This is a genomic window from Pseudoalteromonas sp. M58 (assembly GCF_042604605.1).
Taxonomy (GTDB): domain Bacteria; phylum Pseudomonadota; class Gammaproteobacteria; order Enterobacterales; family Alteromonadaceae; genus Pseudoalteromonas; species Pseudoalteromonas tetraodonis.
The window spans coordinates 1,176,487-1,200,856 of the sequence record NZ_CP152390.1 but is presented as its reverse complement, the minus strand read 5'-3'; the positions used below and the strand labels follow the sequence as shown (position 1 = coordinate 1,200,856).

The 24,370-nt window shown below is 40.9% G+C and carries 23 protein-coding genes; 13 read left to right on the top strand and 10 right to left on the bottom strand.

Going from position 1 to position 24,370, the window contains the following annotated elements:
- Window positions 1–22: 22 nt before the first annotated feature.
- Window positions 23–517: an NYN domain-containing protein gene (locus tag AAGD16_RS05590; RefSeq protein WP_013464582.1), complete on the bottom strand. Its 495-nt coding sequence runs from the start codon at window positions 515–517 to the stop codon at window positions 23–25.
- Between the two features lie 139 nt (window positions 518–656).
- On the opposite strand from AAGD16_RS05590, the gene AAGD16_RS05585 reads away from it, so the two are divergent.
- Window positions 657–1,280 (top strand): hypothetical protein, encoded by a 624-nt coding sequence (locus AAGD16_RS05585; RefSeq protein ID WP_013464581.1) that lies wholly within the window; start codon window positions 657–659, stop codon window positions 1,278–1,280.
- Window positions 1,280–2,026, top strand: a complete 747-nt coding sequence (locus AAGD16_RS05580; RefSeq protein ID WP_013464580.1) for a DUF3307 domain-containing protein — start codon at window positions 1,280–1,282, stop codon at window positions 2,024–2,026. Before AAGD16_RS05585 ends, AAGD16_RS05580 begins: the two co-directional genes overlap by 1 nt.
- Before the next feature lie 69 nt (window positions 2,027–2,095).
- Here AAGD16_RS05580 and AAGD16_RS05575 read toward each other — a convergent pair whose 3' ends face one another.
- Together AAGD16_RS05575 and AAGD16_RS05570 are read right to left on the bottom strand one after the other, a co-directional pair.
- The gene (locus tag AAGD16_RS05575) at window positions 2,096–3,493 is read right to left on the bottom strand and encodes a DEAD/DEAH box helicase (RefSeq protein ID WP_028835331.1); all 1,398 of its coding nucleotides are present in this window, start codon (window positions 3,491–3,493) and stop codon (window positions 2,096–2,098) included.
- Between the two features lie 171 nt (window positions 3,494–3,664).
- A complete protein-coding gene (locus AAGD16_RS05570) occupies window positions 3,665–4,504 on the bottom strand; it encodes an isopenicillin N synthase family oxygenase (RefSeq protein ID WP_013464577.1) in 840 nt (279 codons plus the stop codon).
- Between the two features lie 426 nt (window positions 4,505–4,930).
- On the opposite strand from AAGD16_RS05570, the gene AAGD16_RS05565 reads away from it, so the two are divergent.
- Window positions 4,931–6,133 (top strand): alpha/beta fold hydrolase, encoded by a 1,203-nt coding sequence (locus AAGD16_RS05565; protein WP_377114169.1) that lies wholly within the window; start codon window positions 4,931–4,933, stop codon window positions 6,131–6,133.
- A 70-nt stretch (window positions 6,134–6,203) separates the two neighbouring features.
- Here the strand turns inward: AAGD16_RS05565 and AAGD16_RS05560 are convergent, their stop codons facing one another.
- The gene (locus tag AAGD16_RS05560; protein ID WP_377114166.1) at window positions 6,204–6,950 is read right to left on the bottom strand and encodes an alpha/beta hydrolase; all 747 of its coding nucleotides are present in this window, start codon (window positions 6,948–6,950) and stop codon (window positions 6,204–6,206) included.
- Window positions 6,951–7,079: 129 nt separating this feature from the next.
- Here AAGD16_RS05560 and AAGD16_RS05555 point away from each other — a divergent pair, with 129 nt between their 5' ends.
- Entirely contained in the window at window positions 7,080–7,403 is a 324-nt protein-coding gene (locus AAGD16_RS05555) for a hypothetical protein (protein WP_008111621.1), read from the top strand.
- Between the two features lie 39 nt (window positions 7,404–7,442).
- On the opposite strand, the gene AAGD16_RS05550 is transcribed toward AAGD16_RS05555, so the two are convergent.
- Together AAGD16_RS05550 and aspS are read right to left on the bottom strand one after the other, a co-directional pair.
- Window positions 7,443–8,042 carry a pentapeptide repeat-containing protein gene (locus AAGD16_RS05550; RefSeq protein ID WP_377114163.1) on the bottom strand — a complete coding sequence of 200 codons (600 nt, stop codon included), beginning with the start codon at window positions 8,040–8,042 and terminating at the stop codon, window positions 7,443–7,445.
- Window positions 8,043–8,131: 89 nt separating this feature from the next.
- Window positions 8,132–9,910: an aspartate--tRNA ligase gene (gene aspS, locus AAGD16_RS05545; RefSeq protein WP_377114160.1), complete on the bottom strand. Its 1,779-nt coding sequence runs from the start codon at window positions 9,908–9,910 to the stop codon at window positions 8,132–8,134.
- 237 nt (window positions 9,911–10,147) lie between these two features.
- Between aspS and AAGD16_RS05540 the strand changes: the two genes are divergently transcribed.
- On the top strand, window positions 10,148–10,996 hold the full coding sequence (locus tag AAGD16_RS05540) for a DUF72 domain-containing protein (RefSeq protein WP_377114157.1): 849 nt from the start codon (window positions 10,148–10,150) through the stop codon (window positions 10,994–10,996).
- A 27-nt stretch (window positions 10,997–11,023) separates the two neighbouring features.
- Window positions 11,024–11,521 (top strand): M48 family metallopeptidase, encoded by a 498-nt coding sequence (locus AAGD16_RS05535; protein ID WP_377114154.1) that lies wholly within the window; start codon window positions 11,024–11,026, stop codon window positions 11,519–11,521.
- A 205-nt stretch (window positions 11,522–11,726) separates the two neighbouring features.
- Here AAGD16_RS05535 and AAGD16_RS05530 read toward each other — a convergent pair whose 3' ends face one another.
- Complete coding sequence (locus tag AAGD16_RS05530; RefSeq protein WP_008111638.1) at window positions 11,727–12,410, bottom strand: DUF3334 family protein; 684 nt, start codon at window positions 12,408–12,410, stop codon at window positions 11,727–11,729.
- Between the two features lie 116 nt (window positions 12,411–12,526).
- On the opposite strand from AAGD16_RS05530, the gene cmoA reads away from it, so the two are divergent.
- The 5 genes from cmoA (at window position 12,527) to AAGD16_RS05505 (ending at window position 16,883) form a co-directional block, all read left to right on the top strand.
- Complete coding sequence (gene cmoA / locus AAGD16_RS05525; RefSeq protein ID WP_008111640.1) at window positions 12,527–13,252, top strand: carboxy-S-adenosyl-L-methionine synthase CmoA; 726 nt, start codon at window positions 12,527–12,529, stop codon at window positions 13,250–13,252.
- 15 nt (window positions 13,253–13,267) lie between these two features.
- Window positions 13,268–14,236, top strand: a complete 969-nt coding sequence (gene cmoB, locus AAGD16_RS05520) for a tRNA 5-methoxyuridine(34)/uridine 5-oxyacetic acid(34) synthase CmoB (protein WP_377114149.1) — start codon at window positions 13,268–13,270, stop codon at window positions 14,234–14,236.
- A 196-nt stretch (window positions 14,237–14,432) separates the two neighbouring features.
- Window positions 14,433–15,485 carry a phosphoribosylformylglycinamidine cyclo-ligase gene (purM, locus tag AAGD16_RS05515; RefSeq protein WP_016899473.1) on the top strand — a complete coding sequence of 351 codons (1,053 nt, stop codon included), beginning with the start codon at window positions 14,433–14,435 and terminating at the stop codon, window positions 15,483–15,485.
- Window positions 15,485–16,132, top strand: a complete 648-nt coding sequence (gene purN, locus AAGD16_RS05510) for a phosphoribosylglycinamide formyltransferase (protein WP_036956951.1) — start codon at window positions 15,485–15,487, stop codon at window positions 16,130–16,132. Before purM ends, purN begins: the two co-directional genes overlap by 1 nt.
- On the top strand, window positions 16,086–16,883 hold the full coding sequence (locus AAGD16_RS05505) for a DUF3108 domain-containing protein (RefSeq protein WP_232311360.1): 798 nt from the start codon (window positions 16,086–16,088) through the stop codon (window positions 16,881–16,883). Before purN ends, AAGD16_RS05505 begins: the two co-directional genes overlap by 47 nt.
- A gap of 113 nt (window positions 16,884–16,996) precedes the next feature.
- Here the strand turns inward: AAGD16_RS05505 and AAGD16_RS05500 are convergent, their stop codons facing one another.
- Complete coding sequence (locus AAGD16_RS05500; protein ID WP_013464565.1) at window positions 16,997–17,761, bottom strand: class II glutamine amidotransferase; 765 nt, start codon at window positions 17,759–17,761, stop codon at window positions 16,997–16,999.
- A 308-nt stretch (window positions 17,762–18,069) separates the two neighbouring features.
- On the opposite strand from AAGD16_RS05500, the gene fadE reads away from it, so the two are divergent.
- Window positions 18,070–20,532, top strand: coding sequence for an acyl-CoA dehydrogenase FadE (gene fadE / locus AAGD16_RS05495; RefSeq protein ID WP_058154398.1), 2,463 nt, complete (start codon window positions 18,070–18,072; stop codon window positions 20,530–20,532).
- On the opposite strand, the gene AAGD16_RS05490 is transcribed toward fadE, so the two are convergent.
- Both AAGD16_RS05490 and AAGD16_RS05485 read right to left on the bottom strand, forming a co-directional pair.
- Entirely contained in the window at window positions 20,533–21,645 is a 1,113-nt protein-coding gene (locus AAGD16_RS05490; protein ID WP_058154397.1) for a DUF6136 family protein, read from the bottom strand.
- Entirely contained in the window at window positions 21,642–22,232 is a 591-nt protein-coding gene (locus AAGD16_RS05485; RefSeq protein ID WP_013464562.1) for an ATP-binding cassette domain-containing protein, read from the bottom strand. Before AAGD16_RS05485 ends, AAGD16_RS05490 begins: the two co-directional genes overlap by 4 nt.
- Before the next feature lie 162 nt (window positions 22,233–22,394).
- Here AAGD16_RS05485 and AAGD16_RS05480 point away from each other — a divergent pair, with 162 nt between their 5' ends.
- Window positions 22,395–24,338, top strand: a complete 1,944-nt coding sequence (locus AAGD16_RS05480; protein WP_058154396.1) for a S9 family peptidase — start codon at window positions 22,395–22,397, stop codon at window positions 24,336–24,338.
- Window positions 24,339–24,370: the final 32 nt, after the last annotated feature.

Genomic DNA, 24,370 nt, shown 5'->3' with positions numbered 1-24,370 from the left:
ACCAACGCAGCGCTTATACTTTTTAAAGTAGTAACTGATTGTCAATTAAATGAAATTGCTCAGCACTTTGCTTAAGTACCTCTGCGGTTAATTTATCAGCACCGTATACATCACACGAAACATTGTATTGATTTTTTAAGTGCCCAAGTAATAACGCAAAGTCACCGTCACCCGAGAGTAAAATAACCTTATCAAGCTGCTTTCCCTGCTCTAGCATATCTATGGTTATACCTACATCCCAATCGCCTTTGGCACTGCCGTCACGGCGTTGAATAAAGGGTTTTAGTTTTACTTCAAAGCCAATAGCGCGCAAAATATTTTGAAACTGATTTTGCTTTTCATCACCTCGATATATTGCATAAGCAAACGCACATTCAATATCGTATTGTTGCTCTATCATTCGCCAAAAGGCATTGTAATCAAAGTTTTTACCGTAGCTTTCGCGACAGGTGTAATAAATATTTTGTACATCGACAAAAATACCTACACGAGGTTTGCTGCTTTGTTGTGAGGTCATTATTATGTCCTAATGAGTAATACTTGCAATTGCGTGTTAAGTAACCTAAATTAGTTACCAAACCCAATGTAACCAAATACGGTTACATTTTAAGATGTAACCAAAATTAGTTACATATAAATAATCTATCTGGATTTATATGATTGGTGTGATCAGCGGCGATATAATTAAATCGCAAAAAATACCTAAACAACAATACGATGCCATGCTTTATCAGCTAGAGCAAAGTTTACGTGCAAATTGTAATAAAACAACATCTTGGGATATTTACCGTGGGGATGCATTTCAGCTGCAAGTAGAAAAAAGTGAACGGTTAGTTACCACCGCTATTCTTATCTATCTACAGCTCAAATCTGCCGGCTATGAATTGCGCCAAAGCATGGCATTGGGACACATAGATAACCCTGGTACGAGTATAAAAACTGCTACAGGCTCTGCATTTACTCTCTCTGGTCATGAGCTAGATAAAATGACAAACCAACGTTTTACATTTGCTATTGCAAAACAACCAGTTGATGAGAGCTTTAAGCTAAACCTAGCGTTTGTCGATGTATTACTGTGTAAAATAACCCAAAAACAAGCAAATGCTTTGTATGTATATTTAACCCATACTAATAACAACCATGCAGCCTTAGCTAATGAGCTCAACACCAGCCGCGAAAACGTTACTAAGCTGCTTAACCTTGCTAACTATCAGCTGATAGAACGATTTATTTTACATGCACAACAACAGCTTAAAAGCATACAGCAAGGACATGACTAATGGAATTTTCAATATTGCTCGTCGCACTGATTATTAGCCACTTACTCGCTGATTTTTATTGGCAACCCATGAGCTGGGTAAACGACAGAAACACCCGTCATTTTAAAGCAAAAAAACTTTACTACCATGTATTGGTTCACGGAGTTACCAGCGCTGTCGTTGTTGCACTTTGGGAATATAGCTTTGGCTGGCAACAACTAAGCAGCGTATTACTGGCCACCGGTATTATTATGATCAGCCACTACTTTATTGATATTGCAAAATCGTATTCAAATAAAGGCGTGGTGCCTTTTTTATTAGACCAAATTGCCCATATCACCGTCCTTGTTGTGATAAGCATTTGGCTCACTGATAATCAGCAATTTACTAACAATTTTATGGCGTTATTGTTCAACGAAAAAGTGCTGTGGGTTATAACTGGTTACCTTATTATTTTAAGTCCCAGTGCGGTATTTATAAGAATGATGTTAGAGCGTTTAACTAATCACTTTTCTAGTGATGGTAGCCTCCCTTTAGCAGGACAAAGTATTGGTATGCTCGAACGAGTACTTATGCTGACATTTATTTTATTAGATCAGTTTGCTGGGCTTGGGTTTTTAATTGCCGCCAAATCCGTGTTTAGATTTGGCGACTTAAGTGCCAGCAAAGATAAACAACTCACGGAATATGTGATGCTAGGCACGTTACTGAGTGTTAGCGTTACGCTGTTTGTTGGCCTAGGCATTAATTACTTACTGATAAATTAAAAACAAAAAAGCGCTAACCTTAAAGCTAGCGCTTTTTTTGCAGCTGCGTTTAACTAAACGCAGTGACAATTAGTCGTTATTTGCTGGACGACGACGGCGCTGACCAGTGCCCCCTACCGATTGGCGTTTTGCCCAAGGGTTTTGTGCATTCTCGTCTGTTTTTGCTGCTGGCTTTTTAGAACCACCACGACGTGGGCCTGTACCATTGCCACCATTGTTAGGCTTTTTGCTATTAGGTTTGCTGCTATCAGATTTAGGCTTATTAAATGGTTGTTTTTTCTTTGGCTTTTTAGCAGGCAGTGGGCGAGCATCGAGGGCGCGCTCAGCAACAGGGTTAGCCGGTTCAAAGCCTTCTTCTTCAGCACGAGGAATTAACTCGCCAATAAAGCGTTCAATACCGTATAAATCCACTGCATCGTCGACCGTTACAAACGAAATGGCATGCCCTGATGCACCCGCACGACCAGTTCGGCCAATACGGTGAACATAATCTTCATATACATTAGGTAAGTCGTAGTTAACTACGTGTGGAAGCTCAACAATATCTAAACCACGGGCAACAATATCGGTTGCCACTAATACGCGCACTTCACCACTTTTAAAGCCTTCCAATGCTTTAACACGTGCGCCCTGAGATTTATTACCATGGATTGCTGCGCCAACAATATCATCGCGTTCCAGTTGCTTAACTAAACGGTTAGCACCGTGTTTAGTACGGCTAAATACCAGTACTTGTTGCCAATTGTTGCTACGAATTAAATGGCTTAATAAGGCCGTTTTACGCGCTTTATCGACAGCGTACACGCATTGAGTCACGCTTTTAGCAGTCGTGTTTTTGGCAGCGACTGAAATTTCAACCGGATCGTTAATTAACCCTTTGGCCAATGCACGAATGTCGTCAGAAAAGGTTGCTGAGAACATTAAGTTTTGACGTTTTTCAGGCATTTTTGCAATTAAGCGTTTAATGTCGTGGATAAAGCCCATGTCTAACATACGGTCGGCTTCATCTAAAACCAGTACTTCAACGCTATCAAATTTAACCGCGTTTTGATTGTGTAAATCAATTAAACGCCCAGGTGTGGCCACTAAAATATCAACCCCTTTACGCAGGCGCTGCATTTGTGGGTTAATTTTTACACCACCGTAAACCACAAACGAACTCACATCAGAATGCTTAGCGTATTCTTCAACGTTTTCGCTTACTTGCAACGCAAGCTCTCGGGTTGGCGTTAAAATAAGCGCACGTACATGATTACTTTTTGCTTTAGTGCCCGACGATAAACGCTCAATTAGTGGCAAAGTAAAACCAGCGGTTTTACCGGTACCTGTTTGTGCTGCGGCCATTACATCGCGACGCGCAATAATTGCTGGGATAGCTTGAGCCTGAATAGGCGTTGGCGTTTCATAGCCCTTTTCTAAAACCGCATTAACTAAAGACTGTGATAAACCTAAACCATCAAAACTCATATAAACTCTCTATTTCAAATTAGGCCAAAGTGGCCAGTTGCGCGCATTATACCTTTAGTAGCTCAGAATGCATGCCATTATTTACTTTGTGTCAAATCAATACACACAAATACTAAAAAAGCGGCTAAACAGCCGCTTTTTATTTACCTGAGCATTACATATGCTAAAGGATTATTTTACACCTAGCTCACGTAAACGCTCTTGTAAGTAGCTATCTGCTGTGTAGCGTTCAGATAACACCACATCTGGACGAGGGTGTAGAAATAATGGTAATGAAATACGTGATTTGGTTGTTGCTTTACCTGATGGATTAATTACACGGTGAATCGTTGATGGGAAGTAGCCACCTGATGCTTCTTGTAGCATGTCACCAATATTAATAATTAAACTACCAAAATCACATGGCACATCTAACCAACCACCATCGGTTTTTTGAACTTGTAAACCCGGCTCGTTTGATGCTGGTAATACAGTTAATAAGTTAATATCACCGTGCGCCGCCGCGCGAATAGCGCCTGGTTCTTCATCACCTGTCATTGGCGGGTAATGTAAAATACGCAACAACGTTTGCTCAGACTGGGCAATCATATCTTTTAAATCGATAGAGAACTTAGCACGGACTTCTTCAGGCGCTTCAGCCTGAACCCAGCTTAATAATGTTGCCGCAAACTCATTAGCTAAACGGTAGTACTCACGCACATCAGCCTCTAGTTGTGCAGGAACACGGCCTTTAGGGTAAACATGAAAGTACTCTTTAATGTCTTTTACTGTATGGCCTTTAGCAACTTCTGATACCGACGGTGGAAAATAGCCATCTTGCGTTTCTTTTGAAAATAAAAACTCATGCTTTTGCTCTGAGTTAAAAAAGTCTTGCCAATTTTTATAAATAGACTCAACTAAAGATTGCGGAATAGGATGGTTTTTTAATACGCCAAAACCAGTATTTCTCAACGATTCAACAAATTGCGCAGCCGCATCGTCCGCTTTATAATCAACTGTAGGTAATTGCATGGTACATTCCAGTAAGTAGGTTGTTAGAAGCCATTTACCAATTCGCTTGAGTAAATATCCATTAAATTAACTAAATATTACATGCTAACTACGCAAAAAAATTATATCTACTTGTTCTAGATAAGGTTTTTTAAACGCCGATAAACAACGACTTAATACATTAAATTAATCACAGGTTTATGCAAATTGGTATTACATTCAAATATAGCTGAACTACTTAATTCAAGTAATAAAGGCTGCATTTATATGCTGTGCGAGGATAGACAAACCCCTTTGAAATTATAAGGACATATGTCCGCACTCAATTGGCAAGCCCTTTCTAGCTTGATCGAGATCAAAATAATGCCAATATTGAATTTTCATCCCACCGTACCAATCTCTTATTTATCAGCACCACACACTTTATCAATTAGTTAAGGTATTCTCATGCGACAAAAAGTCTCTTTTAAAAGCGGTGAATTAGAACTTGCTGGACAACTTGAACAGCCCTCTGGTGAGGTGAAATTTTATGCCTTATTTGCCCACTGTTTTACCTGCTCTAAAGATGTAGCGGCTGCAACACGAATAAGCCGCGCACTCACTCAGCAAGGCATTGCCGTATTACGCTTTGATTTTACAGGGCTTGGTAATAGCGACGGTGACTTTGCCAACAGTAACTTTTCATCAAACATTCAAGACTTAGTGGCTGCTGCCAATCACTTAAGAACACACTTTAAAGCACCTCAGTTATTAATAGGTCACAGCTTAGGTGGTGCTGCGGTGCTTGCAGCAGCAGAGCATATACCCGAAGTGTCAGCTATTACGACTATAGGCGCGCCATCAGATGCCCAGCATGTTACTCATAACTTTGCTGCTCATTTAGATGAAATAAACCAATCGGGTGAAGCAAAAGTGTGTTTAGCTGGGCGTGAGTTTACGATTAAAAAGCAATTTATAGATGACATCGCCAAATACGATAACAGCCATATAGGCAAGCTTAAGCGTGCTTTGTTGGTTATGCACTCTCCTATTGATGCCACCGTGAATATTAGTGAAGCCGAAAAAATTTACGCCGCTGCCAAGCATCCAAAAAGCTTTATAAGTTTAGATAATGCCGATCACTTACTCAGCAATAAAGAAGACGCTAACTACGCAGCCGACGTCATTGCTACGTGGGCTAATCGCTATGTTGAATACGAGAAAACACCCTATAGTGCAAAATTAACTAACGGCAGTGTATTAGTTGAAGAAAAAGATCATCAATTCACTCAACACGTGAGTACTAAAAACCATACATGGCTTGCTGATGAGCCTACCGATGTCGGCGGCAAAAACTTAGGCCCAGACCCTTATGATCATTTACTCGCTGGGCTTGGAGCGTGTACTGCAATGACACTTCGCATGTATGCAAGTCGCAAAGAGTTACCGCTAGAGCATATAAAAGTAGAGCTTAACCATACCTGTAATTACAACCGAAATTGTGATGATTGCGAAAAAACCGGCAATATAGAGGCCATTACCCGCAAAATAACCTTACAAGGAGATTTAACTGACGCTCAGCGAAATCGATTACTCGAAATAGCCGATAAATGCCCTGTGCATAAAACGCTACATAATAGCCCTTTGGTGGTGAGTGAACTGGTAGAGTAACTTAAAACTAAAATAGCGCAGTAGGCCTGCGCTATTTTTAGGATTTTAATTTAAAAGCTGACTGTATCGTTTAATTTTCTAAAAACGCCGCTACCTCTTTACTCATTCTATCCACCAGCCATTTAGGGCCGCCATCGTACATATCGTTATGACGTGATTCTGCTATCAACGTTTGTGTAACAGGATAAACAGTTAACTCTTTATCGGTTAAAAGCACGTTCGCATCGGCTGGGTAATCACTACCTCGAAGTGTGAGCACATGTATGTTTTTATTGCGTGGCAATAACATGCGGCGGTGATCGAGCGTAATTAATTGGCTTACTTCACTTGGGTAAATAGCTGTATACAAGGCTGAGATATCCCCACCATTTGAGTGGCCAAATAAAGTGAGTTTTGTAAACTCATACTCAGGGTATTTAACACTTAGCTCATTAACTAAAAATTTGAGGGTTACAACACCCCGGTGCCAATTTTCCATACGGGTAGTCAAATAAGGCTGTGCACCATTAAGCGCAGGGTCACTTTTAAGCTCATGTGCTACCGCAATGCTTAAATAACCTTGCGCATTAAATAACTTACTCGCAAAAGTGTATTCATTGTGGCTAATGCCATACCCTGCATTTACAAATACCACTGGGCATTTGACTTGCGCGCTGCACTTAAGGTGGTTAGCTGGTAGGGTAATATTTACAGGTATAGAGCGATTACGACTTTCATCAATGATTGCATCGTCTTGGGCATAACTTGATGATGCAAATAGCATAGTGCTTAAAGTCAGTGCACTTAACATTAAACGCTTTTTTATAATTTTTAACATGCATTCCCTTGTATTACTTATACATTTTTAACTAACATTAATTTTTATTATAAAGGTTAGCGCGCGCCTTTGCTAATTTGTGCAATAATAGCGATTATTGTTTTACTATTATCGCAAAAGAATCCATTAATGAAATCATACAGCAGCATTGAACAACGCATCGACATTCTCCAAAGCAGAATTGAAGCCTACCAAGAAGAAATTAAAGTGTTACAAGCCGAGCCGAAAAGTAACAACGAACGGATTATTTTTAAGTTTATTGAAACCGGCAGTACAGGTAAAACCAAAGACTTTGTGAGAGAGCTTGGGATTAAATCACCGCGTGATAGCTTATATTCATCTGGTGATGTAACTAAACTGATTAAAGATGGCGCTGATGATATTTCGCCTGAGCTACTGAGCATAGCCCGTGCACTTGCTAGCGCGCGCAACAAAAATGGCCCTGCTTGCTAATAGTAAATATAATAACGTATTAGCCGTAAGCTCTTGCGGCTAATCAACCAGCTCGATATCAAGTCCAGCTAATAAATTTAACGCTTCAAGCCGTTCAAACTTTGCATTACTCACATCATTGCTTGTTATATCAATATTAAATTGCGAAGCGCCTACAAAGTTCGCTTTATTAAGATTTGTATTATGAAACAAGCTATATCTAAAGTCAGTGTCCGAGAAGTTGCTTTGAGTTAAGTTAGCGTGCCTAAAATCAACATCTTTGGCAAAACAACTCGTCATTGTTAAGGCTTTTAACTGTAATTCAAAAAACGAACTGTGGCTCAGCTCACACTGTTTAAAACTCACCGGTGACGTTAGCGCTAATTGCGGCCAATTTACTTGCCCCCACACTATGCTATTGAGCTTACAATTTGTAAAGCTCACCTCTTCTAGCGAGCTGTAATTCCAATTAAGTTCAGTCAAATTACAGTTAATAAATTCACACTCTATAAACCGACAGGCACTAAACTGGCTGTGACTAAAATCGCAATCAACAAACTGACATTGTTCAAACTCAATATCGCTAAAGCGCTTTGCATTTGCTGTAAAGTTTGAAAATGACTGATCAAAATAATGACTTTCTTTAAATAGCTCGCTCATAAAAATAAAGCACCTAAATTGGGTTTTGCCGAACAAAAAACCCCTTAGGTATTTAGCCTAAGGGGTTTTGATCTAACTAAAAGCTAGCTTTATTCTGCGCTTGGTAATTCTTTCTCAACTACACTAATAGCAAGCTCTGTCAGCGAATCGATGTTAGCTTTGCTTGGTGCATCGGTTAATAAACACGATGCTTGTGTGGTTTTAGGGAAAGCAATAACGTCACGAATGTTATCAGTACCACATAACAACATAACTAAACGGTCTAAACCGAACGCTAAACCTGCATGCGGCGGTGTGCCGTATTTAAGTGCGTCAAGTAAGAAACCAAATTTATCTTGCTGCTCTTGCGCTTCAATACCTAAAATTCTAAATGCCGCTTCTTGCATATCTGCATTGTGAATACGTACCGAGCCACCGCCGACTTCGTAGCCGTTTAATACCATATCGTAAGCATCTGAAATAGCCGCTGCTGGGTTTGCTTCAAGCTCACTGGCACTAATATCTTTTGGTGCAGTAAATGGATGGTGTACCGCGTGAAGTGTGCCTTCGTCATCTTCTTCAAACATTGGGAAGTCAACAACCCAAAGTGGTGCCCAGCTATCTAAATTAGTGATTTCTAAATCAATACCAATTTTTAAACGAAGTGCGCCCATGGCTTCATTTACGGTGTTGCGTTTATCCGCACCAAATAAAATGATATCGCCTGTTTGTGCATTAGTACGTTCAAGTAACTGCGTGATCACATCTTCATTTAAGAATTTAGCGATTGGCGATTGCACGCCCTCAACGCCTGCATCGCGGTCATTTACTTTCATCCATGCTAAACCTTTAGCACCGTAAATACCGATAAACTTAGTGTAGTCATCTAGTTGCTTACGAGAAAGTGATGCGCCACCTGGTACCGTTAGTACTGCAACACGGCCTTTTTCATCATTTGCTGGACCCGAGAATACTTTAAACTCTACGTCTTTTACTAAATCGGCTACATCAATAAGCTTCATTGGGTTACGTAAGTCTGGCTTATCAGAACCATATAGGCTCATTGCCTCAGAGTAAGGCATAATTGGGAAATCACCTAAATCAACATTTAGTAATGACTGCCACATTTCACGGATCATTTTCTCTGTCATACCACGTACTTGATCAGAGCTCATGAACGAGGTTTCTAAATCTATTTGAGTAAATTCAGGTTGACGGTCAGCACGTAAGTCTTCGTCACGGAAACATTTAACAATTTGGTAGTAACGGTCAAAACCCGACATCATCAACAATTGCTTAAATAACTGTGGCGACTGCGGTAATGCGTAAAAGCTACCTTTGTGTACACGACTTGGTACTAAATAATCACGCGCACCTTCTGGCGTTGCTTTAGTTAGTACTGGCGTTTCGATATCTAAAAAGCCATTTTCATCTAAAAAGCGACGTACAAAGCTGCTTGCCTTAGCACGTAATTTAATACGGTCGCTCATTTCTAAACGACGTAAATCTAAGTAACGATATTTTAAACGACGCTCTTCTGAGTTCACTTGGTTAAAATCAAGTGGCATAGGCTCAGAGCGGTTAATAATCGTTAAACCCGTGCCTAAAATTTCTACTTCGCCGGTAGCCATGTCTTTATTTACTTGGCTGTCTGGGCGAGCGCGTACAATCCCTTTTAACTGAACACAAAATTCTTGACGAAGTTTGTTAGCTGTTTCCATTAATCCTTCAACTTCCGGATCGAATACAACTTGTACTAAACCTTCTCTATCGCGTAAATCGACAAAGATAAGTCCACCAAGGTCACGTCGTTTGTTGATCCAGCCACATAGTTCAACTTCCTGATCTACGTGAGTTTTATTTAGCTGTCCGCAGTATATAGAGCGCATAGTTTTCCTGTCAGATAAAAGGCATATAGCGGTTAAACACTGTTGTTTTAAAAGTTTTTATAAACACCAAAATGAAAATAAAGCCGCTAGCAATTCAAAATAATCAAATTAAGCCCTGCATTATACCCAAGTAGGTTGAAGATGCTAGGGCGTGTTTACCTTTCGGGGTGGAATTTACAGCGCACTGTTTTGTTATTTGTTACACTACCGGCACTTTATATCAAGGCTTTTGTTAGTATGCTATACATTGGATGCCCGCAGTGGTCGAGCAACGCATGGAAAGGAAATTTATTTTCACGCCAGTGTAAAAATGCCGATATGCTCAGTGAATATGCGCAGCATTTTAATTCGGTGGAAGGTAACACCAGTTTTTATGCCGATCCCTCGCCTGACACTGTATTACGGTGGGCTGCCAGTGTACCTGATGAGTTTAAATTTACCTTTAAATTTCATCGTCGCTTTAGTCATGAACTCCAGCTTAGTAACGTGCAACATGAGCTAACCAATTGGCTTAATTTATTCGCCCCACTGTTTGAAAAAACAGGGCAAATAATGCTGCAATTACCTAAAGCGTTTGCCCCACAGCATTTAGCTAAGCTTGCCGCTTTTATTGAGTTACTTCCTAAAGAGCTAAACTATGGGGTTGAGGTACGCCACCCTGATTTTTTCAAAAAAGGTGAGGCCGAAATCGCACTTAATCAGCTTTTAATGGCACATAATATAAACCGCATTGCTATGGATACTCGGGCGCTCTTTGCAGTAAAGCCAACCACCGAAGCGCTAATAGATGCACAACAAAAAAAGCCTTATTTACCGGTACACGCTATTGCTACGGGCTCGCAGCCTATGGCACGTTTTGTTATTGCTGATTTAGAAAACGATTATAAGACCTTTTATCAGCCTTGGCTTAGCAAAGTAACCCAATGGTTGGATGAAGGTAAAAGCCCCTATGTGTTTTTTCATACCGCTGATAACCGCGAAGCGCCGCTGCTGGCTCGTCAGTTTTGCCAAGATTTGGGGTATAATCACAACGTACTCAATCCATTTAGTGGCGAAAAAGAAGCCCACCAGCAAGCACTTTTTTAAAAATAAATTCAAAATACAGAGACAATAATGAGTGAATACGCACGTTACTTTACCGGCTACCCTGCCAATATCGTTGAGCAAGTATTAAGCCTAATAAAAGCAGGAAAAGTAAGTGAGTATTTACTTAAAAAATACCCGCAGGCGCATCGTATTACCAGTGATAAGTTACTGTATAGCTACGCCACTGAGCTTAAAAAGCAGTATTTAAAAAACGCCCCGCCATTTGGACGCGCTGCGTTTAAAAAACAAGGTGATATGGTTACCAATGCGCTCGGTACCCACACGTACCGTATGCAAGGTAAAACCCGCAAGCACGATTTAGCAATAAACAGCGATTTACTGCGCGCGCCTGAGCCATTATTAAAAGCATTAGTGGTGCACGAACTCGCGCATTTTAAAGAAAAAGACCATAACAAAGGCTTTTATAAACTGTGCTGCCATATGGAGCCAGAGTACCATCAGCTAGAGCTAGATTTACGGATTTTTTGTGTGGCTATTGCGATGGGTGAGAATCCGTATAATTGAGCGGTCACCGGTCAGCGGTCAGCGGTCAGCGGTCAGCGGTCAGCGGTCAGCGGTCAGCCAAAATAATGACACACGAGTTCACAATGAAAGCCCTCGTTAACAAAAAACGCGATACTAAATCGCGTTTTTAAAATTTACTGATAGCTAAAAACTGACAGCTAGCTCGTTAGGTTTCGTTTCACTCAACCCAACCTACGTAAAAACATTAAAGCCCTAGTTCGGCCATAAAGTCGTCATCGCTATCATCTTGCTTGGGCTGTTTCGCTTTTTCTTTATCCGCTTTTTGCTTGGCTTCATTTTCGATAATATCGTCTGGGTCTATCGCTTCTACAATGTCAAAGTCGTGAAGTTTAATAAACTCTGTTTTATCCATCGCTAATTCTAAATAGAATATATTTTGGTTGCGAGTCGTAAACGTTACGCGACGTGCTTGCGGACGATCCATAGTGGTATCAACCGATATTTGCACTTGTTTATTAATAGCCATCATTTTTGGCTGATTTTGGGTAATAGAGGTATGCAGTTGTTCACGCACTTTTGACGTGAAGTCGCCCACTATTTGGTTCATCAACTCACCCATCACGTTTGAAACGTCATCAGATAAGTGGCTGTGTGCGATTTCGTCTTCTGGCATACCCATGTTACGCATATAATCGCCGTAAATTTCCATGGCCGCTTGCGCCGTAAAGTTGGTGACAACTAAGCCGGTAAAGCCCCCGTCAAATAAAACAAAACAGCCTATGTCTGGTCGCATACAAGTACGCGTTATTTTTTGTACCATGGCTGAATAGCTGATCTCGTTGCCGCTGGCTGATGAAAGTACACCCGTTACTGAGTGGCATAATGTTGCTAATATATCGTCGGTACTAATAACCTTACTTTTGCTCATTTAATAATCTCTTTTATACTTATTCTTCATAATTCTAGTCAAGCTACTGAATTTATCACTGACTATCCAGCATAAAATGTTAAAATAGCACTATTATTTTCAAAGAGACTGCCTTCGTGAGTATAAAAGACAGTATTTATGCCTCTGAGCAACAAGTAAAAGACTTTAGTTTTGATCAAAACGTGGTTGAAGTATTTCCCGACATGATCCAACGCTCGGTACCCGGTTATGCCACTATTGTAAGTACTATGGGAAAATTAGCGGGTGAGTATGCTCAGCCTAATTCTAACCTGTACGACTTGGGCTGCTCGTTAGGGGCGGTTACTTTAAGTATGCGCCGTAATATTCAAACCGATAGCTGCCACATTATTGCTGTAGATAACTCACAAGCCATGGTGGAGCGTTGTAAGGTTCATTTACAAGGATTTAGATCGGACGTTCCTGTAACGGTTACATTAGGTGATATTAACGAGCTTGATATTCAAAATGCCTCAGTAGTGGCAATGAACTTTACCCTGCAATTTATACCACCTGCGCAGCGCAAAGCGGTACTTGAAAAAATATACGCTAATTTAAAGCCCGGTGGCGTTTTGTTATTAAGTGAAAAAATTAAAGCCGAAAACGAGCAGTGCGATAACTTACTGATTGACTTGCACCACGACTTTAAACGCCATAATGGCTACTCTGAGCTTGAAATAAGCCAAAAGCGTACTGCCATTGAAAACGTAATGCGCCCCGATACACTTAGTACACATACACAACGTTTAAGCGACATTGGTTTTAGCCAAACGCAAGTGTGGTATCAATGTTTTAATTTTTGCTCAATGGTAGCAATTAAATAATTTAGAGAGTGACACATGTCTGCATGGTTTAACCAATTTTACGCTGCGATTGCACAAAGCCCACTTAGCCACTGGCTAGAAACCTTGCCTGCGCAATTAAAGCATTGGCAACAAGAGGCAAGTCATGGCGATTTGCCACAATGGCAAAAAGTGCTGAAAAACTTACCCGAGGTATCAACAAACCAAGTTGATATTGTCAGCAAAGTAGCAATAGGTGCGCCTGGCGAAATGTCTGAAGGCGAGCAAAAGCAAACCACGCATTTATTAAAACGGATGATGCCTTGGCGTAAAGGCCCGTTTAACGTTCACGGTATTGAAATAAATACCGAATGGCGCAGCGACTGGAAATGGGATCGACTGCTACCGCATATTGAGCCATTAAAAGGCCGTACTGTATTAGATATTGGTTGTGGCTCGGGGTATCACCTATGGCGTATGCGCGGTGAAGGTGCTCAATTTGTGGTGGGTATTGATCCATCTGACTTATTTTTGTGCCAGTTTCAGGCAATTAAACACTTTAACCCAGATGAAAACGTGCATTTGTTACCATTAGGTGTAGAAGCCCTGCCAGAGCTCAAAGCGTTTGATACGGTATTTTCAATGGGGGTGCTTTATCATCGTCGTTCCCCTATCGACTTTTTAGCGCAATTAAAAGCACAGCTTCGCCCAGGCGGAGAACTCGTGCTTGAAACATTAGTTATTGAAGGCGATGAAAACACCGTATTAGTACCGACCGACCGCTACGCGAAAATGCGTAATGTATGGTTTATTCCAAGCACTGCGGCATTAAAACTGTGGATGGAACGAGTTGGCTTTAAAGACGTGCAAATTAAAGATTGTGCTATTACAACGCTCGACGAGCAACGTAAAACTGACTGGATGGAAAACGAATCTTTAGTTGACTTTTTAGACCCCGCTGACACCAGTAAAACCATTGAAGGCTACCCTGCTCCACTTAGAGCAATACTCACAGCTAAAGCCTAATTTGTAGTATTAATTTTTATTTCCATATTAAAAAGCGCCATTGGGCGCTTTTTTTGTTTACTAATACAGCAACTAGCGGACAAGTGTCCTTGTCTTTAAAATCAAATCCAGATTTCAACTAGCCGCGCCCTTGCAATTGTTGTAAAATACGCGCGTTTCTAAGTAAGCATCAAAACAACTATTTTGAGGAAAACCTGTGAGCGAACAAAAACAGTCTCTAAGCTATAAAGACGCGGGCGTAGATATCGACGCTGGTAATGCACTTGTTGAGCGTATTAAAGGCGTAGTTAAAAAAACTCGTCGTCCTGAAGTGATGGGCGGAATTGGTGGTTTTGGCGCACTTTGCGAAATTCCTGAAGGTTATAAGCAACCCGTACTTGTAGCAGGCACTGACGGTGTTGGCACTAAGTTACGCTTAGCAATTGACCTTAAAAAGCACGATACTGTAGGTATCGACTTAGTTGCGATGTGTGTAAATGATTTAATAGTACAAGGCGCTGAACCCCTGTTTTTTCTAGATTACTATGCAACGGGTAAACTAGATGTAGACACAGCAGCCGACGTAGTAACCGGTATTGGTAAAGGTTGTGAAATTTCAGGTTGTGCCCTAATTGGTGGCGAAACAGCTGAAATGCCAGGTATGTATGATGGTGAAGACTACGACATGGCAGGCTTTTGTACCGGTGTGGTAGAAAAATCAAAAATTATTGATGGCACTAAAGTAGCTGCAGGCGATCAACTTATTGCCCTTGCTTCTAGCGGTCCTCACTCAAATGGTTTCTCTTTAATTCGCAAAGTTTTAGAAGTCTCTAACGCTGATACTAATCAAGTGATTGATGGCAAAACCTTAGGTGAGCACCTTTTAGAACCAACACGTATTTACGTTAAACCATTACTTGAGTTGTTCAAGCAAGTAGACGTGCATGCCCTTTCGCATATTACTGGTGGCGGTTTTTGGGAAAATATCCCACGCGTATTACCTGAATCTGCTAAAGCGGTTGTTAAAGGTGATAGCTGGCAGTGGCCAAGTGTGTTTAGCTGGTTGCAAGAAAACGGCAACATTACAACACATGAAATGTACCGCACATTTAACTGTGGTGTAGGCATGGTGTTAGTTGTACCTGCGGATGAGCTTGAAAATAGCTTAAATATCTTAAAAGATCTTGGCGAGAACGCATGGCACCTTGGTGAAATCCAAGATGCAGTTGCTGGCGAAGAGCAAGTTGAAATTGTAGGTGGTGCTGCGTAATGGCACCCACTCGTCTAGTAGTTTTGATCTCAGGCAGTGGCTCAAATTTACAAGCCATTATAGACGCCTGTGAAAGCGGCGAGATAAACGCCCATATAGCGGCTGTTATTAGTAACAAAGCAGACGCTTATGGGTTAGAGCGTGCAAAAAATGCAGGTATTGCCACACACGTGCTGAGTCATAAAGAGTTTGACTCACGCGAAGCGTATGATGCCCAGTTAATGCATATAATTGACTCTTTTGAACCAAATCTAGTTGTATTAGCTGGGTTTATGCGTATTCTAACTCCTAGCTTAGTGCAAAAATATGTTGGAAAAATGTTGAACATTCATCCATCTTTGTTGCCTAAGTATCAGGGGCTGAATACCCACCAAAGAGCAATTGATGCAAAAGACGACGTTCACGGCGTTAGTGTTCACTTTGTTACTGAAGAATTAGACGGCGGACCCGTTATTCTTCAAGCCAAAGTGCCTGTATTAGCAGACGATACAGCAGACACGCTCGCTAAGCGTGTGCATGCGCAAGAGCACATAATTTATCCTTTGGTGGTCAAGTGGTTCAGTGAACAACGACTTACGATGGAAGCAGATTATGCAGTTCTTGACGAAAAACAACTTCCTGCACACGGCGCGCACTACCCAAAATAAAAAATTAAGTGCCTGGCTATTATGTGCGGGCACTTTATTACTTCCTACCAGCCTGATTGCAGGTGAGTTAACCCAGTATCAAGCCAGCTACGATATTTTGCGCAAAGGCGCAAATCATGGTACAGCCGAGCGGACGCTTAAAAAACTCGATAATAATAACTACCAAGTCACTTACCATAGCGATATTGAATGGATGATTTTCTCTGACTCACGTCAAGAGTCATCAACTTTTAGCTTTGCTAACGATAAAGTAGAGCCTATTCAGTACTCTATGATCCGCACGGGGACTGGGCCTGACAAAAAGTATGAAATTAACTTTGATCGTCAAACACAAACTGTCACCAGTAACACCAGCGACTACCCGTTAAAATGCCAATGGCATGATAACTTCCAAGATGGTATTTCTTATCAAGTGCAAGTTCGAGAAGGACTTAAAAAAGGAAAAACCAGTTTCTCGTTTCCACTGGTTGATAAAAAAGGTAATTGCCGTGACTACGACTTTGAAGTGGTAGAAACCGAAATGATTTCCTTACCGATTGGTAACGTAGAAGCCATTAAAGTAAAACGTTTATACGACAATGACAAACGCCAAGCCTTAGCATGGTTTGCCCCAGAAATGGATTATATGCTCGTGCGCATGTGGAAAGGTGAAAAAGGTGTGGAACAGTTTGAAGTGCAGATGAAATCGTTTACCGTGATCAATCCACCGGCTTTACCTGAAGAAGTTAAAAACGAAATAACCCCCGAATAAATTACTTACAAGATGCAATACGAAACGCCCAAGTGTGACAACCATAACTTGGGCTTTTCATTTTAATACTTAGATTTGAAACTTTAAGTTGGGTTTCGTTTTACTCTACCAACCTACATTAATTCACCCATTTTAAATAACGCAAACTCTCCTGGCTGCATTTTTTGCCAGCGTTCATCGTTGGTTAGCGGCCTTGTTGCTATAACCGTTACCACATCGTTTGGCGTGGTTTCTTGTTGAAAGTCGACCACCATGTCGGCATCAATAAGTGTTGCTTTACCAAACGGTGCACGGCGCGTTATGTAATGTAAATTATTAGTACAATACGCTAAAACAAATACACCATCGGTCAATAACATATTAAACACGCCTTTTTCACGTAGCGTATGCGAAAGCTTAGCCGCATATCTAAAAACCGACGCCATATTACTTGGTCGCTGCGGGTACTTTTCACGAATTTTGTCAAGCAACCAGCAAAATGCCAACTCGCTATCGGTATTACCCACAGGTCGATAATATTCAGGTTTTAAATCATGATAATTTGAAAGCTGCCCGTTATGAGCATAGGTTATTTCACGCCCCCACAACTCACGAGTAAACGGGTGGGTGTTTTCAAGACACACTCGCCCGCGGTTGCCTTGACGAATATGACTTATCACCGATACGCTTTTAATCGGATAAGCTTTAACTAATTTAGCTATTTCTGACTGGTAACTTGGCTCGGGATCTTTAAAGGTTCTACAACCTTTGCCTTCATAAAAAGTAATGCCCCAGCCATCTTTATGCGGCCCCGTATTGCCACCGCGCTCCAACAACCCTGAAAAACTAAAACAAATATCCGTTGGCACATTGGCTGACATGCCAAGTAATTCACACATAAAATAAATAAACCTTTAAAAAGCTAAACATAGAATATCGTTCTATTTTTAATAAGCGTACACTAATCACCATAAGTATATTTACTTAATTAAACTTATATTACTACTAGATTAATTGATTTTTTTAATGCTTATATTTTTTATGATAAGCCAAAATAAACCATTACAGCCAAACTGTTCGTATAACATACGACGCATTGTAATAATCGTACCGATAACTACACTTTAATCTAAGTAATGTACTTGAAACTTAGCGTTACTAGCGCTACTCTAAACGAGGTGGTCTGACCTCTATTAAGGAATTAGCAATGACACTCATATTTACACTCGGTTTAATCGCACTGCTCAGCATTGCGCTTTACCACAGAGCGAGTTGGAACACAGCACTTGGTGTTTCTGCCGCAACATTATTAATTGGTACCTTTGCTGGTGCTTTTGGTTTAATTAGCTGGGTGATCTTTTTAATCATCGCAGTGCCTCTTTCTGTTACTGGCATTCGTCAGCAATATATTATCAAGCCTATTTTCAAGGTCTTCAAAAAAGTTACACCGAGCATGTCTGACACCGAAAAGTCAGCTATTGATGCCGGTACAACTTGGTGGGAAGCTGATTTATTTTGTGGTAACCCAGATTGGAAAAAGCTTCACCAGTATCCAGTTCCAAAACTTACTATTGAAGAGCAGGCATTTATCGACGGCCCTGTTGAAGTTGTATGTAGTATGCTGGACGATTGGGAAGCTACGCATGAGCTAACTGATTTACCTCAGGATGTATGGCAATATCTGAAAGATAACAAATTCTTTGCCATGATCATTAAAAAGGAATACGGCGGCTTAGAATTCTCTGCATTTGCACAATCGTGTGTACTGCAAAAACTAACCAGTAAATCAACATTGCTTTCGTCAATTGTTGGTGTACCTAACTCGTTAGGCCCGGGTGAGTTATTACAGCACTACGGTACTGAAGATCAAAAAAATCATTACTTACCGCGTTTAGCAAGCGGTCAAGAAATTCCATGTTTTGCTCTTACTTCGCCAGAGGCAGGTTCTGATGCAAGCTCAATTCCAGACTATGGTGTAGTATGTAAAGGGCAATGGAATGGCGAAGAAGTAGTCGGTGTAAGCCTTACATGGAACAAGCGTTACATTACACTTGCACCTGTAGCTACGGTTCTTGGTCTAGCATTTAAATTACAAGATCCAGATGGATTATTAAGTGACGTTAAAGAGCCTGGTATTACCTGTGCACTTATCCCAACAGATACCCCTGGGGTAGAAATTGGTCGTCGTCACTTCCCGCTTAATGTGCCGTTCCAAAATGGCCCTACTCGCGGTAAAGATATTTTTGTACCACTTGATTACATTATTGGTGGCCCAGAAATGGCTGGTCAAGGCTGGCGTATGCTCGTTGAATGTTTATCGGTTGGTCGTGCAATTACGTTGCCGTCAAATTCAGCCGGTGGCATTAAAATGATTGCTGTAGCAACCGGTGCTTACAGCCGTATTCGTCGTCAATTCCGCTTACCAATTGGTAAAATGGAAGGGGTTGAAGAGTCAATGGCGAAACTTGCCGGTTATGCTTACAGCTCAGACGCTGCAGTAAGTATGTCTACTGGCGCGGTTGATTTAGGCGAAAAACCATCTGTTATTTCGGCTATTATTAAATACCACCTTACCGAGCAAATGCGCGATGCCACCATTCATGCAATGGATGTGCTAGGCGGTAAAGGGATCATGCTTGGGCCAAATAACTATTTAGGTCGTGGCTATCAAGGTGCACCTATTGCCATTACCGTTGAAGGTGCAAACATCTTGACCCGTAATATGATTATTTATGGTCAAGGTGCTATTCGTTGTCATCCATTTGTACTTACCGAGCTAGGTGCGTGTGAAATTGAAGACCGCGAAGAAGCGCTTAACGTATTTGATAAAGCGCTAATGGGCCACATTGGCTTTACCATGTCTAACCTAGTGCGCACTAAGTGGCTTGCACTTACTGGCGCTCGCTTTACTAGCGTACCGTACAAAGACGAAACGGCAGAGTTTTATCGTATGGCTTCACGCTTTAGTGCATCACTTGCACTTATGTCTGATATTAGTATGGCAGTATTTGGTGGTTCACTTAAACGTAAAGAACGTATTTCAGCACGCTTAGGTGACTTATTAAGCTACCTTTACTTAGTGTCTGCAACGCTTAAACGTTATAACGACGAAGGCCGTAAAAAAGAAGATTTTGCACTGGTTCAGTGGAGCTGTCAGGATCACCTTTACCACTGTCAACGTGCGCTTGCTGATTTAATCAACAATATGCCATCTGCACCACTTCGTGGCGTATTAAAAGTATTGTTATTCCCGTTTGGTCGCCCGGTTCGTAAACCTACCGACAAACTTGAGCATAAGCTAGCGCAATTACTGCAAGTGCCTAGCGAAACGCGTAATCGTTTAGCAAGTTATGTATACCTTACAAACGAGCCGCTTAACCTTGTAGGTCGTCAAGAGCAAACGCTTAAAGATGTGCTAGAGGTAGAGCCTTTATTTGAACGCGTATGTAAAGAGAAAGGCGTTAAATTGCCATTCTTCCAACTTGATAAAGTGGCGCAAATGGGCTTAGAAGCCGGCATTTTAAGCCAAGCTGAAGCTGATAAGTTAGCAGCTGTTGAACAAGCTCGCTTAGACGTTATTAACGTTGACGACTTTGACCCTGCAGATTTACTTGCCGGCAAAGCAGCGCGTAATAGCAAAGCTAAATCTAAAAAGGCAGATGCCGCTTAACTAGTTTAGTAAAGCTAGCAGCAACCCTGTTGAAATTAGCCAAACCAGCGCATAATGCGCTGGTTTTTTTTGTGCAAGGTAAACCTGTAATACACACCACATATTTCCAATGACAAATAATACAATATGAGTGTAACCAAAAATAACGCTATAACTTATTGTGGCTAATAAAAACAGCAATATGCTAGGTAAAAACTGGCTAATATAAAAGGCGCGTTCTTGCTCGCATGTTTTAAAAAACAATCGATACTGCTCATACACCCTACCGCAATCAAATTGCAATGAACTACTAAAGAGTACAATAAAAGCCATGGCTAATATCACAAGTATAGGTACTAAATCAGCACGTTCGTTTATTAGCGCAGCTGATGCCATGAATACACATAAAAGTAACGACACGCGCCAAACAAGTGTCCAACAATGGTTTAATAAATAACAAAACCAAAAGCCCAATAATGAACTTACTGCAATACGCCCGTTAACATTAACCACGGGGACAAAAAGGCTCAGCGCAAACGATAAAGAAAAGCCCATATGATAAGTGAGCGGCTGCATATGAATAGGAACCAGCACTAATATCGTGCTAAACAAAAAGCCATATACCAGTGCGCTGGTTTTGTATAAACACAAAACGCCCAAGCTAAACTGCAGCAACATAAATACAATAAAATGCGGTACTTTAACCCATTGTGATAGCGTTAAATCTAGCGCAATTAATACACTGGCTATAAGCCATGCATTACTGAGCGTTAATAGTTTAATATCGACTAAATATAACCAAACTGATCGTGCAATAGTTTGCTGAAATAACCGCTGCTTACTATTTTTAATTGCTGACTTCATTGCGCTGAGCATCACACTTTGTAGTAACAAATAAAATAAAGCCATTTGTGCACCGTATTGGGGTGCTGCGCTGCTGTCTATAATTTTTCCAAGGCCTAAAAAAAGTAGCAATATCAAACCCAACACTGACGAGCCTAACACCACTAAAAATAACAACCCAAAGCTTTTTAGTTGTAACAATAATTGCGTGAGTTCAGTTTTGTAAGCCTGATAACGATAATCCATAAAAGAGCGATATTGCCCGATTGATTGTTTTAAATTTGCAATCATAACGGTATACACTCAAAGCCACGCTCAATAAATGGCGCTGGTTCATGGCAGGTGATGACTATTTGCCCATTTGGCTTATCTATTAGATATTCATCAAGCAGTACTAATAAATACTGAATACTGGCTTGATCAAGTGCTGCGCTGGGTTCGTCTAGAAGTAAATAAGGTGCATCACGCATAAGCGCTAAAATTAACTGGCATTTCTTTTGATTACCTGACGACAGCGCATCAAAACGAGTATTTAAAAATTCATTGAAATTAAACCCATCTATTATTGTCGTTGGCCAATCACAACCCAGCGTATTCACGGACAAGTTAATAATTTGCTTTGCCGTAAGAAAGTCAGGTAAAGCAATACAGTCTGAGGCTATAGCAACTTGTTTATGCGGTTCGGTTAATGCTTTTTTAGAAAATAAAATCTGCCCACTTTGGCGCGTTTCGAGCTCTGCCAACATCATCAACAGCGTTGTTTTACCTTGGCCATTAGGCGCTTCAATGCATATTTTAGGTGCACAAAACTGCACACTATAACCACTGTACAATACGTTTTCAGCAAACTGTTTATGTAACCCAATGACTTCTATCATAAATACTCCCTGATTTTGAAAGTGAATTATAACTGGTTTTCTATTTTCGTGGGCTACATGGTTTGTAACACTTTATTGCAGTTCGAATAGGCTAATTACTTGCGTTTAAAAAACCTTCGGTTAACACTAAAAGTCCATAATTATAATCCAAGGAATGTATCTATGAAAAAAGCCCTCAAATTTGCCTGTATTACCTGTGCAGTATCAATTGCATTAACAGGTTGCAGTCAATCTAATAATTCAGCCTCTACCCCTGTGGCAACTGAGCAAACACGACAAGTAAAAACCTATAACGCTAAAACCTTTTTTGATACAACATCTATCATGGGCAGTAGCTTTTCCCCGACTAGCGATAAAGTTCTAGTTAGTAGCGATGAAAGCGGTATTTACAGCTTGTATGAAGTTGACGTAAAAACAGGTAGCAAAACGCGCCTAACCAATTTTGAAGACAGCACCTACCCTATTCGCTATTTCCCAAATGATGAGCGTGTACTATTTACCAAGGACTCAGGCGGTAATGAGCGCTACCATGTTTATGTGCGTGAAGTTGATGGTTCAATCAAAGATTTAACCCCAGGGGAAGAAACCCGCGCGAGTTTTGCAGGCTTTACTAAAGATGGCAGTCAGTTTTTTATTACCAGTAATCAACGCGATGCCAAGTTTATGGACTTGTATCGCGTAGATAGCAAAACCTATAAAGTCACGCCCGTTTATCAAAACACACAAGGACTAGATGTGGGCGCAATTAGCCCCGATGGACGCTACATTGCGCTGTCTAAAAATAATACCAATAAAGACAGCGATACGTTTATTCTTGATACCTATAAGAAAACCCTCAAGCCGCAATTAATTTCAAAACACGATACACCAGCACAATATACGCCTGAGACCTTCTCTGTAGACAGCAAATATTTATACTACTCAACAGACGCTAAAGGAGAGTTTTCAGAGGTGTGGCAATATGAGCTCGCCACAGGCAAGCACAGTCCAGCATTAAAAGATGATTGGGACGTTAGCTTTATTGATTTTTCTAAATCTGGGCGATACCAAGTAAGCGGTGTAAATGCTGATGCCAGCACAAAGGTCACAGTAAAAGACACGCAAACAGGGGATGAAATTGCCATGCCTAAATTACCTGCGGGAAATCTACGTGGTGTGAATTTCTCAAGCGATGAGAAAACCATGGCGTTTTATTTAAATTCAGATACCTCACCAAGCAACTTATTTGTTTGGCAAGTTGGCAGTAATGAAGCCAAGCAACTTACCAACACATTAAGTGAAGATATAGATCAAAACGACTTAGTAGAGAGCACCATTGTGCGCTTTAAAAGTTTTGATGGTTTAGAAATACCGGGCGTATTATACAAACCAAAACAAGCCAGCAGCACCAATAAAGTACCTGCACTTATTTGGGTGCATGGCGGCCCAGGTGGGCAAAGCCGAACTGGTTATAGCGCAATGCAGCAACATTTAGTTAATCATGGCTATGCTATTTTTGCCGTCAATAACCGCGGTAGCTCAGGCTATGGTAAAACATTTTTCCATTTAGACGATAAAAAACATGGCACCGATGATCTACAAGATATTATCTACGGTAAAAAACACTTACAAAGCCTAGATTGGGTCGATGCAGATAAAATCGGCATCATGGGTGGTAGCTACGGCGGTTTTATGACCGCAGCCGCGCTTGCCTTTAAACCGGAAGAGTTCAAAGTAGGTATCAATATTTTTGGTGTGACTAACTGGGTACGCACACTGAACTCAATTCCACCATGGTGGGAAAGCTTTAAAAAGGCGCTTTACGATGAAATGGGCGATCCTGCCACCGATGGTGAACGTCACCGTGCTATTTCACCGCTGTTTCATGCCGATAACATCACTAAGCCTTTAATGGTAATACAAGGTGCTAATGATCCACGCGTATTACAAGTTGAAAGCGATGAGTTGGTTGCTGCGGTTAAAGCTAATGGTGTGCCAGTAGAATATGTATTATTTGATGATGAAGGACACGGTTTTAGCAAAAAAGAAAACCGTATCAGCGCCTCAAACGCCTACCTCAACTTTTTAGATACTTACTTAAAAGAGTTATTTGGCCCACAAGGATAATTGCAAGCCAATTTATATTAAAGCCTGCTGCG

Excerpts from the sequence above, each read along its gene's own strand:
- AAGD16_RS05590 (WP_013464582.1), bottom strand. The coding sequence starts at position 517 with ATGACCTCACAACAAAGCAGCAAACCTCGTGTAGGTATTTTTGTCGAT.
- AAGD16_RS05585 (WP_013464581.1), top strand. The coding sequence starts at position 657 with ATGATTGGTGTGATCAGCGGCGATATAATTAAATCGCAAAAAATACCT.
- AAGD16_RS05580 (WP_013464580.1), top strand. The coding sequence starts at position 1,280 with ATGGAATTTTCAATATTGCTCGTCGCACTGATTATTAGCCACTTACTC.
- AAGD16_RS05575 (WP_028835331.1), bottom strand. The coding sequence starts at position 3,493 with ATGAGTTTTGATGGTTTAGGTTTATCACAGTCTTTAGTTAATGCGGTT.
- AAGD16_RS05570 (WP_013464577.1), bottom strand. The coding sequence starts at position 4,504 with ATGCAATTACCTACAGTTGATTATAAAGCGGACGATGCGGCTGCGCAA.
- AAGD16_RS05565 (WP_377114169.1), top strand. The coding sequence starts at position 4,931 with ATGCGACAAAAAGTCTCTTTTAAAAGCGGTGAATTAGAACTTGCTGGA.
- AAGD16_RS05560 (WP_377114166.1), bottom strand. The coding sequence starts at position 6,950 with ATGTTAAAAATTATAAAAAAGCGTTTAATGTTAAGTGCACTGACTTTA.
- AAGD16_RS05555 (WP_008111621.1), top strand. The coding sequence starts at position 7,080 with ATGAAATCATACAGCAGCATTGAACAACGCATCGACATTCTCCAAAGC.
- AAGD16_RS05550 (WP_377114163.1), bottom strand. The coding sequence starts at position 8,042 with ATGAGCGAGCTATTTAAAGAAAGTCATTATTTTGATCAGTCATTTTCA.
- aspS (WP_377114160.1), bottom strand. The coding sequence starts at position 9,910 with ATGCGCTCTATATACTGCGGACAGCTAAATAAAACTCACGTAGATCAG.
- AAGD16_RS05540 (WP_377114157.1), top strand. The coding sequence starts at position 10,148 with ATGCTATACATTGGATGCCCGCAGTGGTCGAGCAACGCATGGAAAGGA.
- AAGD16_RS05535 (WP_377114154.1), top strand. The coding sequence starts at position 11,024 with ATGAGTGAATACGCACGTTACTTTACCGGCTACCCTGCCAATATCGTT.
- AAGD16_RS05530 (WP_008111638.1), bottom strand. The coding sequence starts at position 12,410 with ATGAGCAAAAGTAAGGTTATTAGTACCGACGATATATTAGCAACATTA.
- cmoB (WP_377114149.1), top strand. The coding sequence starts at position 13,268 with ATGTCTGCATGGTTTAACCAATTTTACGCTGCGATTGCACAAAGCCCA.
- purN (WP_036956951.1), top strand. The coding sequence starts at position 15,485 with ATGGCACCCACTCGTCTAGTAGTTTTGATCTCAGGCAGTGGCTCAAAT.
- AAGD16_RS05500 (WP_013464565.1), bottom strand. The coding sequence starts at position 17,761 with ATGTGTGAATTACTTGGCATGTCAGCCAATGTGCCAACGGATATTTGT.
- fadE (WP_058154398.1), top strand. The coding sequence starts at position 18,070 with ATGACACTCATATTTACACTCGGTTTAATCGCACTGCTCAGCATTGCG.
- AAGD16_RS05490 (WP_058154397.1), bottom strand. The coding sequence starts at position 21,645 with ATGATTGCAAATTTAAAACAATCAATCGGGCAATATCGCTCTTTTATG.
- AAGD16_RS05485 (WP_013464562.1), bottom strand. The coding sequence starts at position 22,232 with ATGATAGAAGTCATTGGGTTACATAAACAGTTTGCTGAAAACGTATTG.
- AAGD16_RS05480 (WP_058154396.1), top strand. The coding sequence starts at position 22,395 with ATGAAAAAAGCCCTCAAATTTGCCTGTATTACCTGTGCAGTATCAATT.